The sequence below is a fragment of the Paraburkholderia sp. J10-1 genome (assembly GCF_905220165.1).
Taxonomy (GTDB): Bacteria; Pseudomonadota; Gammaproteobacteria; order Burkholderiales; family Burkholderiaceae; genus Paraburkholderia.
The window spans coordinates 34,262-49,478 of record NZ_CAJMYW010000007.1 but is presented as its reverse complement, the minus strand read 5'-3'; the positions used below and the strand labels follow the sequence as shown (position 1 = coordinate 49,478).

Below are 15,217 nucleotides of genomic sequence, written 5' to 3'. Positions count from 1 at the left end.
GAGAGAATACGCATGAATCAGGCAGCAAACCCAACGGCATTGCCGACAGCCGAAGACGTAGAGGCGCGTTTGCGCCGTGGTCCTTATCACGAATGGCTCGGGCTGAAGGTCGTCGCGGTTGCCGACGGCGAGATCGAACTCACTGCGGCGTGGCGCGAGGAATGGGTCGTGAACCCCGAGAAGCGCTACACGCATGGCGGCATCCTGGCCGCGCTGGTCGACCTCGCCGCCGACTGGGCGCTCGTTTCGAAAACGGGGCGCGGCGTGCCGACGATCGACCTGCGCGTCGATTACCACCGCGCGGCGCTGCCGGGCAACCTGCGCGTGAAGGGCAAGGTGATCCGCTTCGGCGCGCAGATCGCGACGGCCGAAGCGCAGGTGTTCGACGCGGACGGCAAACTCGTCGCGAGCGGCCGAGGCGCCTATTCCACCGCCGGCGCAGCCGCACCCGCGCCGCAGCCGGCACGCCCGTGATGCTGAGCCTCGATCACCTCGTCATCAACACGCGCTACGACACCGACGCGGCGCAAGCGCTGTTCGGCGCACTGGGCTTTACGCTCACGCCGCGCGGGTTCCACACGCTCGGTTCGATCAATCACGCGATCGTGTTCGAAGGGCACTATCTCGAACTGATCGGCCTGCCCGCCGACGGCTCGGCCACGCGGCCGGAGATCGCCGCAAGCCCGCTTGGCGCGGATGGCCTCGTCTTGCGCAGCGACGATCCACAACGCACCTTCGACGATCTGCGCGCTGCCGGTTTCGACGCAACGCCGCCGCAGCACTTCTCGCGGCCGGTGGCGGGGCTCGGCGATGCGCGCTTCGTGACCGTGCGCCTTGGGTCCGGCCAACTGCCGGGCGGGCGTGTGTACTTCTGCCAGCACCTCACGCCCGAGTTCGTGTTCCGCGAAGCGTGGCGCACTCATGCCAACGGCGCGTATGCGCTCGCGGCGCTGCATCTCGTGGACGCGGAGCGCGAGGACTATGCGCGTCTTGGCGAGCCGGGCCCGGGCTTCGAGCTGGTCTTTCACAGTCGCGCCCGGTTTGACGCGCATTTCGGCGCGCTGGCCGGGCATGTTACGGCGCGCGCGCCGCGCTACGGCGCGGTCACGATTCGGACTCCAAAGTGGCGCGAGATCGGTACGTACGCGCAGCACGCGCAATTGCCGTATGAAGTGGAAGCCACGCGTAGCCTTGTCGCGTTGCCTCGGTTCGATACCTTGCTGGAGTTCGTGCCATGAGCTTGCCGCGCAACCTCGGCGATCTGATCGACCGCAGCGGCGACGCCGCAGCGCTCGCGCTCATCGAACTCGACGACGCGCTGACACCGGTGCGCTACCGTTTCGGGGAACTCGACGCGCTGGCGGACCGCGTCGCGGCAGCGCTCGCCACGCACCACGCACGCGGCGAGCGCATCGCCGTGCTCGCCGCGAACTCGGCGCACTATGTTGCGACGGTGCTGGGCATCATGCGGGCGGGTCTCGTCGCGGTGCCTGTGAATTTCCGCTTCCCTCGCGCGCTCATCGCCGACGTGATAGCGGACAGCGGCGCGCGCCTCGTGTTCTGCGACGCGAAACGCGTGGCGGACTTGCCGCCGGGTCTCGCGGGCGTCGTGTTCGATGCGCGCGTGCCGTTGCTTGCAAGCGAATTGCCCGATCACGTCACACCGTTTTCGGCCTTCGTGGCGAACCTGCGCGCGACGCGTTTCGAGCCAGTCGAGCCGCTGCCGGGCGAAGCCGCGCTCATGCTCTATACGTCGGGCTCGACGGGGCGGCCCAAAGGCGTTGTACTGTCGCACGAGAGCCACCTGTGGGTCGTACACACGCGCCTGCTGTCGCAGCCGCTCGCAGGTGAGCGCGTGCTGATCGCCGCGCCGCTCTTTCACATGAATGCCCTTGCGCTGGCGTTCCTCACATTGGCTGCGCGCGCAACGACCGTGATGTTGCCGCAATTCGAGGCCGGCAACTATATTCGCGCCGTGGCCGCCTGGCGCTGCACGTGGCTCACCGCCGTGCCGCCGATGATCGCCATGATGCTGCAACAGCGCGAACTGCTTGCGCAAAGCGATCTTTCCTCCGTGCGCTACGTGCGGATGGGCTCGGCGCCCGTCAGCGCCACGCTGTTGCAACAGATCCACGCACTGCTGCCGAACGCGCGCGTCATCAACGCGTACGGCACCACGGAGGGCGGCCCGGTCGTATTCGGCCCGCATCCGCAGGGCTTGCCGACGCCGCCGCTTTCGGTCGGCGCCGCGCATGCGCTCGTCAAGCTGCGTCTCGTCGACGAAAACGGCGCACAGGCGGAAGAGGGCGAGTTGCATTTGCGCAGCCCGGCGCTGATGACCGGCTATCACAACCGCCCGGACGTGCGCGCGCCGCTCACACAGGACGGTTACTACCGCACCGGCGACGTCTTCCGCCGCGACGCGCAGGGCTTCTACACGTTCGTCGGCCGCCGCGACGATATGTTCGTCTGCGGCGGCGAGAACATCTATCCGGGCGAAGTCGAGCGCCTGCTCGAACGTCATCCGGATGTCGCGCAGGCGTGCGTCGTGCCGGTGGCCGACGAGATCAAGGGCGCAAAGCCGGTGGCGTTCGTCGTCCTGAAAGCCGGCGCGCAGGCTGACGAAGCCACGCTCAAGCATTACGCGCTGGAGCACGCGCCCGCTTTTCAGCATCCGCGCCGGGTGTGGTTCGTCGACATGCTCCCGATCGCTTCGACAAACAAGATCGACCGCGCCGCACTCAAAGGCGAGGCCGCGCGCCGCGTGGCCGCGACCGCGCCCACCCACGGAGACCACTCATTCCATGAAACCCCGTAACAGACTGGCCGCCTGGCTCGCCGCGGCCAGCGCGCCGCTTTTCGCGCTTGCGGCAAGCGATGCCCATGCGCTCGATGCCGTCACGGTCGGCCTCGCGATTCCGCCCGCCGTGCACGACGGCGCGCCTTATGCCGCCGCCGACAAGCTCGGCCTCTTCAAGAGCGAAGGGCTCGACGTGAAGCTCGTCGTGTTCCAGGGCGCAGGCGCGCTGATTCCGCAGGTGGCGAGCAAGCGCATCACGTTCGGCTACCCGACCTCGGAGCCGCTCCTGTCGAGCTATCTGAACGGCGGCACGCCGCCGCCCGTGCGCTACTTTTACAACGGCGTGCCCGCGAACACGATGGAGTTTGCCGTGCTCGCCTCGTCGCCGGTGAAAAGACTGGCCGATCTGGATGGCAAGAAGATCGGCGTCGGCGCGCTCACGTGGGGCACGATTCCGGGTGGCCGCGCCGCGTTGCGCGAGGCAGGGCTCACGCCTGGCAAGAATGTGGACTACGTGCCCGTGGGCTCGCTCGGCTCCGGGTTTCAGGCACTGAAAACGGGCGCCGTCGACGCGCTCAATTTCAACAGCAGCTGGGACGACATGCTGGAACTTTCGGGCACACCGATCCGCCGCATCCGCTATCCGGCCGTGTTCGACGAAACGGCCGGCAACGGCTTCATTGCCCATCGCGATACGTTTGCCGAGCGGCCGGACCTGATCGTGCGCTTCGGCCGCGCCTATACGGAAGCGCAAATCGTCTGCGATGCGAATCCGGCGTTCTGCGTGAAGGCCTTCTGGGAGGCGCACCCCGAGTCGAAGCCGCCAGGCGACGAAGCGCACAACCTGCGCGTGGCGGAGGAACTGCTCAAGCGGCGTCTCTCCCGCGTGCTGCGAACTGCAGACGGCAAACCGCGCCAGCCCGGCGCATACGACTTGCCCGCCGTGCGCGCGAATCTGGCCGAGATGCAGCGGGTGGGCGAGTTCCCGAAGGGCGACGTTCCGCTCGATCAACTGTTCTCGAACCAGTTCGTGGCCGACTTCAGCCACTTCGACGAGGCCGCGCTGCGCGAACGCGCGCGGCAGCAGCCGTGAGCGCGCGTATCGAGGTGACGCCGCGCGTGGCGCTGATCGATGTCGCGCGGCGCATCGTGCTCAAGGGCTTCGCGCCGCATGCGCAGGTCGAGCTGACCGCGCGGCTCGACATGCCGGACGGTAGCGTGTGGCGCAGCACGAACCGCTTCGCGACCGACGCCGACGGCAACGCCGATCTCGGCGAGGTCGCGCCCACGGCGGGCGACTATGCGCACAGCGGCGTGCAGCCGATGGGCGTGGTCTGGTCGATGCGCTGCGAGAGCGAGCCGACGCGTGCCGAAAGCATCGAGCCGCTGACGGTCGAACTCGTTGCGCGCCAAACGGAAGGGGCGGACACCACAGCCACGGCGCAGTTCGTGCAACAGTACGTGGCCGATGGCGTCGTGCGCCGCGAGATTCGCGAAGCGGGCGTGGTCGGCACGCTGTTCACGCCCGCGACGCCTGGGCCGCATCCAGCCGTGGTCGTGCTCAATGGCTCGGGCGGCGGCATCAACGAGCCGCGCGCGGCGCTTTACGCGGCGCACGGTTACGCGGCGCTCGCGCTCGGCTATTTCAACGCGCCGGGACTGCCGCCCACCATTTCGCACACGCCGCTGGAATACTTCGCGGCGGCGCTCGACTGGCTGCGCGAGAGCGTGCACCCGCAAAACGATTTTGTGGCCGTGGCAGGACAGTCGCGCGGCGGGGAACTCGCGTTGCTGCTCGCGGCGACGTGGCCCGAGCGGGTTTCGGCCGTGATCGGCTATGTGCCGAGCGCCGTGCTGCACGGCACGCTGCGCGCGGGCGCGCCCGGCGAACCGCCGGATTCGGTCGCGTGGACGCTTGGCGGCCGCCCGCTCGCGCATGTGTGGGAGCGCAATACTCACGCCGACTGGACCGCGTTCCGCCACGCGAGTGCGCCGGGCGAACCGGTGCGTCAGGCGCCGGCCTTCGAGTCGGCGCTCGGCGACGCCGAGGCCGTGGCCCGCGCGCGTATTCCCGTCGAGCCCATTGCCGGACCGGTCTTGCTGATTTCAGGCACCGACGACGGCTTCTGGCCATCGTCGCGCTACGCCGCAATGATCGCCGCCGATCTCGCGGCGCGCGGCTTCCCGCACCGCGTCGAACATTTGCGCTACGAGGGCGCGGGCCACTCGATCCTGTTTCCGCATGTGCCGACCACGCAGATCGCGCGCGTGCATCCGGTCGCGCGCGTGCCGATCACGGCAGGCGGCACGGCCGCCGCGAATGCGCGCGCAAACGAGGCTTCGTGGCCGCGCGTGCTGCAGTTCCTCGACGCAGCGAGGCGCGCGCCATGAGCACGAGCGCCTTTCATGCCGAGCGGGTCTCGGTGAGCTACCGCACGCGTACCGGCACGATCGACGCGTTGCTCGACGTGGACCTGCGTATCGAGGCGGGCGAGTTCGTCGCGCTGCTGGGGCCGTCCGGCTGCGGCAAGTCCACCTTGCTCAAGGTGGCGGCGGCGCTGATTGCGCCGACCTCGGGGCGTGCGCGCCTCGGCGGCGCGGCGCTGACGAAGCCGGGCCGCCAGGTCGGCGTAGCGTTCCAGAAGCCGAACCTGCTGCCGTGGCGCAACGTACTCGACAACGTGCTGTTGCCCGCGCGCACGCTCGGCCTGCCGATGGAGCACGCACAGGCGCGCGCACGGGAACTGCTTGAACTCGTGGGACTGGATGCTTTCGCGCGCAACTATCCAGCCGAGCTTTCCGGCGGCATGCAGCAGCGCGTGGGCATTGCGCGCATGCTGCTGCATGACCCCGAACTGCTGCTGATGGACGAGCCCTTCGCCGCCCTCGACGCGCTCACGCGCGAGCGGCTCACGCTCGAACTCCAACGTATCTGGCTCGCGCAGCGCAAGTCGGTGCTGTTCATTACGCACAGCATTCCCGAGGCGGTCTTTCTCGCGGATCGCGTCGTCGTCATGTCGGCGCGGCCGGGCCGCATCGTCGACGAACTGGTGGTGCCGATCGCGCGAGCGCGTGACGCGCACACCCTCAGTTCCGCGGCATTCGTCGATGCGTGCGCGTATTTGCGGAGGCACTTCCAATGAATCAACGAAAGCGCAAAGGCATGCCCGCGGCGCTGTATCCGCTCGCGAGCCTCGCGGCAGCGATCGCCTGCTGGCAGGCCGTGGTCGCATGGTGGTCGATACCGGACTATGTGCTGCCCGCGCCCGCCGAAGTGGGCCGGGCACTCGCGGCGGGCTTCGCCGACGGCACGTTGTGGCCGCATATTGCCGCGACCCTCGGCGAGACGCTGCTTGGCTACGCAATCGGCAGCGTGCTCGCCGTCGCGACCGGTGCCGTGCTCGCGGAGTCGCGTACGTTCGAGCGTTTCGTGTTCCCGCTGCTCGCTGGCCTGCAGGCCATGCCGAAGGTCGCGCTCGGGCCGATCATTCTCGTCTGGTGCGGCTATGGCAGCGCCTCGAAGGTCGTGCTCGTCGTGCTCGTGTGCTTCTTCCCGCTGTTCGTGAACACGGTCAATGGCCTCAAGCGCGCCGACCCGGATCTGCTCGACGCGTGCCGGGCATTCTCGGCCTCGCGTGCGTTTCTGTTCTTGCACGTGAAGTTGCCTTGCGCCGCGCCCGAAATCTTCAGCGGCCTGCAGATCGGCGTGTCGCTGGCGCTGATCGGCGCGGTGGTCGGCGAGTTTCTCTCTTCGCAGCGCGGGCTCGGCTATCTGATCAGTTCGGCCTCGGTCAATATGAGCGTTGCGACGATGTTTGCGGGCGTCGTGCTGCTCGCCGTCATCGGCGTGGGCGGCGCGCAGGCCGTGCGCGCGGTGCAGCGCCGAGTGGTGTTCTGGGAGCGCAGTGACGGCGATACCAGTCGCGTGGGCGGCTGAGGGGGGCGCGTATCGGGTCGCTCAAGCCGTACGCCGCTCATCATCCAGCCAGCTTTCTGAAGATGTCGCCTGCGTTGAACCGGTCAGAAGTGCCCCATTCAAGCGTATGCTTGCCATTAAACGACGGCATTCAACCCCGATGGAGACACGCATGGCGGCACTTCAGATCGACGATGTCCCGGCCGCGATCCGGCAGGCCAAGCGCATGTTGCGCGCGCAACTGCCGAACTATCGCGAAGTGTTCGAGGAGGTCGCGCAGGCCATAGGCGAAGAGGCGCGGAGCATCGCGCGACTGCGCGAGGCGGGCGAGTCCGTGATTCCGGAGATCGCCTTCGCCGACATCGCGGCGCAGCGCGTGAGCGCCGAGACGATCGCGCGCGTGAAAGCGCGCGGCGCCTGCGTGATCCGCCGCGTATTCGAGCCGGAGCAGGCCGCGCGCTGGGATGCCGAAATCGCGGAGTACGTGGCGCGCAACGATCTCGACGCGCTCGCAACCCAACGCGCGGCGCAGCGCAATGCCCTCCCGCCGCAAGCGAGCCGCCCGCTGATCTACGGCTTGTACTGGTCGCGCCCGCAAGTGCAGGCGCGCGAGTCCGCCGAACTCACCGCCGCGCGCGTCTTTCTCAACCGTCTGTGGCGCCACGAGAGCGAAGGGCGCGTGCATTTCGATCCCGATGTCGTGCCCGCCTACGCCGACCGCCTGCGGCGCCGGCCGCCCGGAACGGCGGCGCCCGGCCTCGCCGCGCATTGCGACGGCGGCGCGGTCGAGCGCTGGGTCGACGAGAGCTTCCGCCAGGTGTATCGCCACGTGTTCTCGGGCGACTGGCGGCGCTACGACCCGTTCGACGGCGCTTACCGCACGCACGCGAGCGAGATTCCTTCGCGCATCGCTTCTTCGATGTTCCGCACCTTCCAGGGCTGGACCGCGCTCACGCCGCAGGGCCCCGGCGACGGCACGCTGCAGATCGTGCCGATTGCCAACGCCATGGCGTACGTGCTCCTGCGCGCGCTGCAGGACGACGTGGCCGAAGACGACCTGTGCGGCGCGCAACCGGGCCGCGGGCTGCCGATCAGTTCCGAATGGCACGCGCCGCTCGTCGACGCGCTGACATCGATTCCGCAGATGCAAGCCGGCGACACCGTGTTCTGGCACTGCGACGTGATTCACTCGGTGGAAGACGAGCACCGCGGCACGGGATACAGCAACGTGATGTACATCCCGGCCACGCCGGGTTGCGCGAAGAACGACGCCTATTTGCAGCGCCAGTTGCCGAGCTTCCTCGAAGGCCGCAGCCCGCCCGATTTTCCCCCTGAGCACATCGAAGCCGATCTGGCGGACCGGGCGGGCGTGGCCGATCTCACCGCGCTCGGCCGCACCCAGCTAGGTCTGCCCGGCGCCGCCTAGCACAGGCAGATGACGCGCGCGTGTCGGTGCATCGATTCGCGCGCTTGCCTGCAAAAGCACGCCTATGGCATGCTGTGCGCCGATCAACCGGCCATGACGACCATGGATTTCGCTTCGTCCGTCGCAACGTATGGCGCCGACCTGTCGGGTCTCGTTTGCGGTTTTCGCTTCACGCCCGGGCAACCCGGGCAGTCCGTCACGTGCGACGATGTACTCGACGCGCTGCGGCGCACGCACGAAAGCGGCGAGCCGCAAGCCGCGCACGACGACTCGTTCTACTGGCTGCACTTCAATCTCGCCCACGCCGCGGCACAACCGTGGATGCGCGCGCATCTCGACCTGCCCGACGCCTTCTTCGAAATGCTCGTGGAAGGCTCGCACTCCACGCGCATCGAACACGTGGACAACGGGCTCTTCGCCGTGGTCAACGACGTGATGTTCGATTTCGAACTCACGCCCTCGCAGATCGCGACCCTCTGGTCATACACGCACGAACGCATACTCGTCACGGCGCGGCTGAAGCCGCTGCGCTCCATCGACCGTCTGCGCGGCTACGTGCGCAACGGCGAGACGTTCCGCTCGCCGGCCGAGTTGCTCATCCACTTGATGCGCGATCAGGCCGACCTGATGGTGGAGATCGTGCGCCGCACGAGCGTCGATGTCGATCGCGCCGAGGACCAGTTTCTTGCCTCGCGCCGCTCGGCGAGCCGTCATGAACTCGCGGCCATGCGGCGCATCCTGGTGCGCCTGCAACGGATGCTCGCGCCGGAGCCTGGCTCGATTTTCCGTCTGCTCGCGCGCCCGCCGCGCTGGCTCCAGCTAGCCGACATGCAGGACCTGCGCGAGGCGACCGAGGAGTTTTCGCTCGTGCTGGGCGACATGGCCGGACTGGTGGAGCGCATCAAGCTCCTGCAGGAAGAAATTGCCGCGCGGCTCGAGGAGCAGAACAACCGCACGCTTTTCACGCTCACGCTCGTGACCGTGCTCGCGCTGCCGATCAACATCGTCGCGGGCTTCTTCGGCATGAACGTAGGCGGCATTCCGCTTGCGGAAAACCGCCACGGCTTCTGGCTCATGGTGGTGCTGGTCGCGACCTTCACGGCGCTGCTGGGATGGTGGGTGTTCCGCCGGCGCGCGGACACCTGAGGCACGCGTTGCCTATGAGGCACCGCAGGCTCGCGGGGCCGCCGCCGGGCCCTCACGCGCGCGCTATATACTAGGCGCTCGAATTTCCTGTTTGAGCGCCTGCCATGACCGTTCCCTCGTCGACGCCCGAGGCCGTGCCCCCCGTAAGCGATGCCGCGTATGCCGGGGTGCGGGAGCCGGACGCCGACCCGCGCGAGCCGTTGCGCTCGCACGATCATGCGGTTTTGCCCGGCGCCGGGCACGCAACGGCGGACCCGTTGGTCGATGGCCTGTTGCGCCTCGTCGCGGCGCATTTCGGGGTGGCGGCAGCCTGCGTGGTGCCCGGCGAGGCGCCCGCCGTGCACGGGCGCGGCGCCGGCGTGGACGAGACGGTCTACGAAGCACTGCGCACACTTGCGCATCCGACCAGCGAAAGCGGCGCACGGGAGCCGCTCATCGTGCCCGATATTTCCGCCGACCCCGCCTGGTGCTCTGTGCTTGCGCACGCAAGCAAGCCGCTTCGGTTCGTGGCCGCATGGCCCTTGTACGGCGCGCAGGGCGAGCACGTCGGCAGCCTCTGCCTGATCGACCCCGCCCCGCGTGAGCTGGACGCCGCCGCTCGCGCGAGTCTCGGCGACTTTGCGCGCATGGCGGCCGCGCTGGCCGCGCGGCCGACGCTCGCCACGAGCCGCGATATCGACGTTCCCGCCACAGACGAACCCGCGCTGTATGCCGAACTCGAGGCATTGCGCGAGCAGGAACGCCTGCTCGCGCACGCCATCGACGGCAGCGGCACAGGTATCTGGGACCGCGACGTGGTGACGGGCGAGATCCGCTATTCGGAGGGCTGGAAGGCAATACTCGGCTACGCCGGGCACGAGTTGACGAGTCGTATCGAAGACAGCTATCTGCGGCTGCATCCCGAAGACGCCGAGTACGTGAAGGCCACGATGCAGGCGCACTTCGAAGGCCGCACGCCGACCTATGAGGTCGAGCACCGCATTCGCTGCAAGGACGGCCGCTACAAGTGGATCTGCAGCCGCGGCAAGGTCATGAGCCGCGACGCGAACGGGCGTGCGCTGCGCATGATCGGCACGACCACGGACATCACCTCGATGCGCGAGATGGCCGAGCGTTTGCGCGAGAGCGCGGCGCTCATCACGAACCTCACGAACGAGGTGCCGGGCCTCGTGTTCCAGCGCCGCCAGACGTCCGGCGGCCACGCGTTGTTCTCCTATGCGAGTGCGGGCATCGCGGAAATCTTCGAAGTCACGCCCGCGCAGGCCGCGCACGACACGGCGTGCATCGACGCGCTGATTCATCCCGACGATCTCGACGCATGGCGCGCCTCGTTCGAGCAGTCGGCGGCGAACCTCACGCCGTGGCATCTGGAGTTTCGCGTGCTGCTGCCGCAGCAGGGCTTGCGCTGGCGCCAGGGCGATGCGAGGCCGCAGCGGCTCGCCAACGGCACGACGGTCTGGCATGGCTTCATCACGGAGGCAACCGAGCGCAAGCGTATCGAAGCCGAACTGCAGGAATTCGCGAGCACCGACGGCCTCACGCGTCTGGCCAACCGCCGTCATTTCATGGCCCGCGTCGAGGCGCAGCTTGCGCAGGCGCGGCGCGGCGGCGCCAGTGCGGCCGTGATGATGTGCGACCTCGACCACTTCAAGTCGATCAACGACCGCTGGGGCCACGCGATCGGCGACGACGTGCTGCGCCATTTCGCCGAGATCCTGCGCACGCAGTTGCGCGTGGGCGACCTGGCCGGCCGTATCGGCGGCGAGGAGTTTGCGATCCTGCTCGCGGCCACCGACCTCGAAGGCGCGCATAGCGTCGCGCAGCGCATACAGGAGCGCTTCGCCGCGCAACCGCTCGCGGTGGTGGGCGAGGTCGTGGCGCTTACCGTGAGCATCGGCATCACGCTCATGAACGCCGCCGACATGAGCGCCGAAGCCACGCTCACGCGCAGCGACTTCGCACTCTACCGCGCGAAAAAAGGCGGACGTAACCGCATCGAATGCGCATAACGCGCGGCCACGTTAGCTGACGTTCGCGTGCGCCGGGCACCGCTCACGCGCGCAGCGCGCGCGTTGGTGTATGTTGGCGCCATACCGTAGCCGCCTTCCATGACGGCCCAGGTGCGGAGGACGCTTTGCCCGAAGTCTCGCCCAACCCCGGCGCAGTCCGCGCGCGAGTGTCGCGTTTGCTCGTGCTGCTGCTCGTGGCGCTGATTCCGATCGTGCTGTGTGTGGCGCTCGGGCGCTACGAGGCCGAGCGTATTGCGCGGCGCGAGGCGACGCTCGCTTCCACGTTCATCGTCGGGCAAGTCGTCTCGATCGTCGAGACAGCGCAGAGCGCGGCCCACACGCTCGCGCCGCGCGCGGCCGAGGCATGCGAGACGCTCTCGCCGGACCTCACGCTCAAGGCCGCCGCCGTGCCTTATGTGCGCACACTCAACATCCTGTATGGCGGCCGCTTCACCTGCTCGTCTGCACTCGCGCAACACTCGATTCCCGCCAACGGCGTGCTCAACGGCTATGTGCCGCCCTCGAACGGCGAATGGCTCAGGATCGTCAACGACACGCCGATGGTGCGCAACCGCCCCTCGCTGCTGGTTGGCGTAGCGGGTGAAGCGGGGCGCGCGGTCGTGGCCGTGGTGGATGTGCAGTATCTGCTGGACCTGCTGCATGGCGCCGCGCCGCTCACGGTATTTCGCCAGGCCGAGTTGAGCGTGGGCGAGGGCACCGTGTTGCGCGAAGCCATGGCGCTCGTGAACGTGCGCGGCGCGCCGTTGCTGGCCGACGTGCAAAAGCGCATGTCGGGCACCACGATCGACCTGAAGATCTATGGGCGGCCCGAGCGCATCAACGAAGCGTGGGGCGCTCTGCTGCTGCGCTATCTGCCATGGGCGGCCGCGCTCTCCGCGCTGCTCGTATGGCTCGTGCGGCGTTTGCAGCAAAACGGGCGGTCGCGCCGCGATCAACTGCTGAGGGGCATGCGCGCAAACGAATTCCACGTCGAATACCAGCCGCTCTACGGCGTGGCGACGCAGCGGTGCGAGGGCGTGGAGGCGTTGCTGCGCTGGGTGCGGCCAGGCCAGGGTGCGACGCGCCCGGACGAGTTCATCCAGGCGGCTGAAGAAGAGCACGTGATCGTGCCGCTCACGCAGCATCTGCTGAAGCTCATCGCGCGCGACGTCGCGGCGTGGGACATCGCGCCGGGCTTTCACCTCGGGGTCAATTTCGCGCCCGAGCATTTGTCGGGCGAGCAGCTCGTGAGCGACGTGCGGCGGCTGCGCACGGCCGTGGCGCAGCGCGGCGCGACGATCACGGTGGAAATTACCGAGCGCACCCTGGTGTGCAATACCGAGCAGGCGCGCAACAGCCTGTTGACCTTGCGGCACGAGGGCGTCAACGTCGCCATCGACGACTTTGGCACCGGGTATTGCTCACTCTCGTATCTCGAGAAATTTCCATTCGATATCCTGAAGATCGATCGGGGCTTCGTGCTCACGATCGATCCGGAAGGCCAGAAGGCGGCGGTGCTCGACGCCATCATCGACCTTGCGCATAGCCTGGGGGCGCGGCTCGTGGCGGAAGGCGTGGAAACCCAGGTGCAACGCGACTATCTGTGTGCGCGCGGCGTCACATACATACAGGGATTTTTCTACGCGAAGCCCATGCGCTCGGAGGCGTTCATGCGCTGGTATCGCGCGAACGGGGCGCATATGGCGCCCGATCCGCATATGACGGCGGGTGCGTAGGGCTCAGGCGCGGTGCCCGCAGGCGCATTCCCGCTGGGGTGATTTGCTTAGCGCGAAACATCGGTTCTGGGAGCCCGTGTATGCCGGTAGCATCGACGGTTCGATGGCTGCGCCGTGTGGGTGCATGCCCAAAGCCAACACGGATTAGCCGAACATGACTCGCCCCACGCATCCTGCAACCTGGTCACGCCGCCATTTTCTCGCCACGCTGGGCGCGACGCTCGCCGGCGCGGCGCTGCCCGCCACCGCATTCGCGAAATATCAGCCCGACCAGTTCCGCATCGGCTACCAGAAGGCCGCGAGCACGCTCGTGCTGCTCAAGGCGAACGGCACGCTGGAAACGCGCCTCGCGCCGCTCGGCATCAAGGTGTCATGGACCGAGTTCCCGGCCGGCCCGCAATTGCTCGAAGGCCTGAACGTGGGCGCAATCGACTTTGGTTACGTGGGCGAAGCGCCACCCGTGTTTGCTCAGGCCGCGGGCGCGGATTTCGTCTACACGGCGTACGAACTGCCCACGCCGCACGCAGAGGGCGTGGTCGTGGCAAAGCAGTCGCCGATCCAGGACGTGGCTGGGCTGAAGGGCAAGAAAATCGGCCTGAATCGCGGCTCGGACGTGCATTGGTTTCTCGTCGCGCTGCTGCAAAAGCACGGCCTTTCCATCGCCGACGTGCAACCCGTATTCCTCGCACCCGCCGACGCGCGCGCGGCGCTGCAAAGCGGCGCCATCGACGCCTGGGCGATCTGGGACCCGTTCCTCGCCGCCGTCGAAGCGCAGGATGGCGCGCGCCTCGTCGCCGATGCCAGCGGCGTGGCGAGTCATCACCAGTTCTTCTTGAGCCAGCGCGAATTCGCGCAGAACCGCAAGGACGCCCTCGCGATCGCGCTGGACGAACTCGGCAAGACGGGGCAGTGGGTGCGCGCCAACACGGCGGCGGCCGCCGCGAAGCTCTCGCCGATCCAGGGGCTGGATGCGGCGACGATCCAGACCGGCCTCACGCACTACGCGCATGAGTACCGGCCTATCGACGCCGCCGTGATCGCGCAGCAGCAGAAGATCGCGGACACGTTCTACGAGCTGAAGATCATTCCGCGCCGCGTGGTGACGAAGGACGCCGTGCTCGCGTAACGCCTGCGGGCACGGTCGCCTTCCGGGAGCGCTTGGCGCTAAGTGCTTAGTGCGACGACCAGCCCTTGTAGCTGCCCACGTTGTCGCGCGTGACGAGCTGAGGCGTCATTTCGATCATCGGGTTGGCGGGCTTCTTGCCGTTCATGATGTCGTAGCCCACCTGCACGGCCGTTTGCGCCATCTTGTACGGGTCCTGGCTTGCCGAAGCCTGCACGAGCGTGTCGGTCTTGAGCGCCGTTTCGATATCGGGCGCGCCATCCACCGAGGTGATCACGATGTTGGTGCGGTGCAGTTGCTTCGCGGCGAGGTCGCTGCCAATGGCCTGCGGATCGTTGATGGCGAACACGCCGTCAAGCTTCGGAAAGCGCGTGAGATAGCCCTGCATCACATTCATGCCGCCTTCGCGCGAGCCTTTGGCGTCCTGGTCGTCGGAGAGAATCTTGATGCCCGGCGCCTTGGCGAGCACCTGCTTGCAGCCGTTCACGCGGTCGATCACGGCCGAGACCTGCGGGCCGTTCTGGATGATCACATTACCCTTGCCGTTGAGCTTCTTTTCGAGGTATTCGCACGAAATCGCCCCGGCCTTCACGTTGTCGGTCTGCACGGTCGCGTTGGCGCCCGCGGCGCTCACGTCCACCGCCATCACCACGATGCCGGCCGCCTGGGCCTTCTTCACCGCCGGTTCGATCGCCTTCGGATCGGTCGCGTTCAGCAGGATCATGTCCACGTGCGCCGAAATGAAGTTGTCGATTTGCGTGAACTGCTTGTTGAGGTCGTAGTCGGCGGAAACGGCCGTGACCTTGGCGCTCGGGTTGATCTCCTTGGCCTTCGCCTGCGCACCCTGCACGATCGTCACGAAGTAGGGATTGCCGAGCGAACCCACGGTAATGCCGATCGACTTGAGCTGCTTGTCGGCGGCATGTGCGCCCTGCAGTGCGAAGCCAAATGTGAGGGCGGCAGCGGCGAGAACGGCTTTTTTCTTGAACATGAGGTTGTCTCCTGAGGGGGGCCTGCTTGGGTCCTGTTTGAGTGCTTTCCCGGCGAGCGCAGCAGGACCG

Annotated in this window: 13 protein-coding genes; 12 read left to right on the top strand and 1 reads right to left on the bottom strand. The window is 67.6% G+C overall.

Annotated elements, in window-relative coordinates; translation table 11 throughout:
- Positions 1-12: 12 nt before the first annotated feature.
- The 12 genes from U5A65_RS21870 (at position 13) to U5A65_RS21815 (ending at position 14,159) form a co-directional block, all read left to right on the top strand.
- Entirely contained in the window at positions 13-474 is a 462-nt protein-coding gene (locus U5A65_RS21870; protein WP_321937312.1) for a PaaI family thioesterase, read from the top strand.
- Positions 474-1,238 carry a VOC family protein gene (locus U5A65_RS21865; protein WP_321937314.1) on the top strand — a complete coding sequence of 255 codons (765 nt, stop codon included), beginning with the start codon at positions 474-476 and terminating at the stop codon, positions 1,236-1,238. Before U5A65_RS21870 ends, U5A65_RS21865 begins: the two co-directional genes overlap by 1 nt.
- Positions 1,235-2,818, top strand: coding sequence for a class I adenylate-forming enzyme family protein (locus tag U5A65_RS21860; protein ID WP_321947361.1), 1,584 nt, complete (start codon positions 1,235-1,237; stop codon positions 2,816-2,818). Before U5A65_RS21865 ends, U5A65_RS21860 begins: the two co-directional genes overlap by 4 nt.
- Complete coding sequence (locus U5A65_RS21855) at positions 2,805-3,893, top strand: ABC transporter substrate-binding protein (RefSeq protein ID WP_321947359.1); 1,089 nt, start codon at positions 2,805-2,807, stop codon at positions 3,891-3,893. Before U5A65_RS21860 ends, U5A65_RS21855 begins: the two co-directional genes overlap by 14 nt.
- Positions 3,890-5,191 carry an acyl-CoA thioesterase/bile acid-CoA:amino acid N-acyltransferase family protein gene (locus tag U5A65_RS21850; protein WP_321947357.1) on the top strand — a complete coding sequence of 434 codons (1,302 nt, stop codon included), beginning with the start codon at positions 3,890-3,892 and terminating at the stop codon, positions 5,189-5,191. The genes U5A65_RS21855 and U5A65_RS21850 overlap by 4 nt, the downstream gene beginning before the upstream one ends.
- The gene (locus U5A65_RS21845) at positions 5,188-5,943 is read left to right on the top strand and encodes an ABC transporter ATP-binding protein (RefSeq protein WP_321947355.1); all 756 of its coding nucleotides are present in this window, start codon (positions 5,188-5,190) and stop codon (positions 5,941-5,943) included. The genes U5A65_RS21850 and U5A65_RS21845 overlap by 4 nt, the downstream gene beginning before the upstream one ends.
- Positions 5,940-6,737, top strand: coding sequence for an ABC transporter permease (locus U5A65_RS21840; RefSeq protein WP_321915569.1), 798 nt, complete (start codon positions 5,940-5,942; stop codon positions 6,735-6,737). Before U5A65_RS21845 ends, U5A65_RS21840 begins: the two co-directional genes overlap by 4 nt.
- A 151-nt stretch (positions 6,738-6,888) precedes the next feature.
- A complete protein-coding gene (locus U5A65_RS21835) occupies positions 6,889-8,142 on the top strand; it encodes a DUF1479 domain-containing protein (protein ID WP_321947353.1) in 1,254 nt (417 codons plus the stop codon).
- A gap of 93 nt (positions 8,143-8,235) precedes the next feature.
- Positions 8,236-9,288, top strand: coding sequence for a transporter (locus U5A65_RS21830; RefSeq protein WP_415765357.1), 1,053 nt, complete (start codon positions 8,236-8,238; stop codon positions 9,286-9,288).
- 104 nt (positions 9,289-9,392) lie between these two features.
- A complete protein-coding gene (locus U5A65_RS21825; RefSeq protein WP_321947351.1) occupies positions 9,393-11,297 on the top strand; it encodes a diguanylate cyclase in 1,905 nt (634 codons plus the stop codon).
- A gap of 125 nt (positions 11,298-11,422) precedes the next feature.
- A complete protein-coding gene (locus U5A65_RS21820) occupies positions 11,423-13,033 on the top strand; it encodes an EAL domain-containing protein (protein WP_321947349.1) in 1,611 nt (536 codons plus the stop codon).
- A gap of 154 nt (positions 13,034-13,187) precedes the next feature.
- Positions 13,188-14,159 (top strand): sulfonate ABC transporter substrate-binding protein, encoded by a 972-nt coding sequence (locus U5A65_RS21815; RefSeq protein ID WP_321937327.1) that lies wholly within the window; start codon positions 13,188-13,190, stop codon positions 14,157-14,159.
- A 46-nt stretch (positions 14,160-14,205) separates the two neighbouring features.
- On the opposite strand, the gene U5A65_RS21810 is transcribed toward U5A65_RS21815, so the two are convergent.
- Positions 14,206-15,147, bottom strand: coding sequence for an ABC transporter substrate-binding protein (locus tag U5A65_RS21810; protein ID WP_321915574.1), 942 nt, complete (start codon positions 15,145-15,147; stop codon positions 14,206-14,208).
- Positions 15,148-15,217 lie beyond the last annotated feature (70 nt).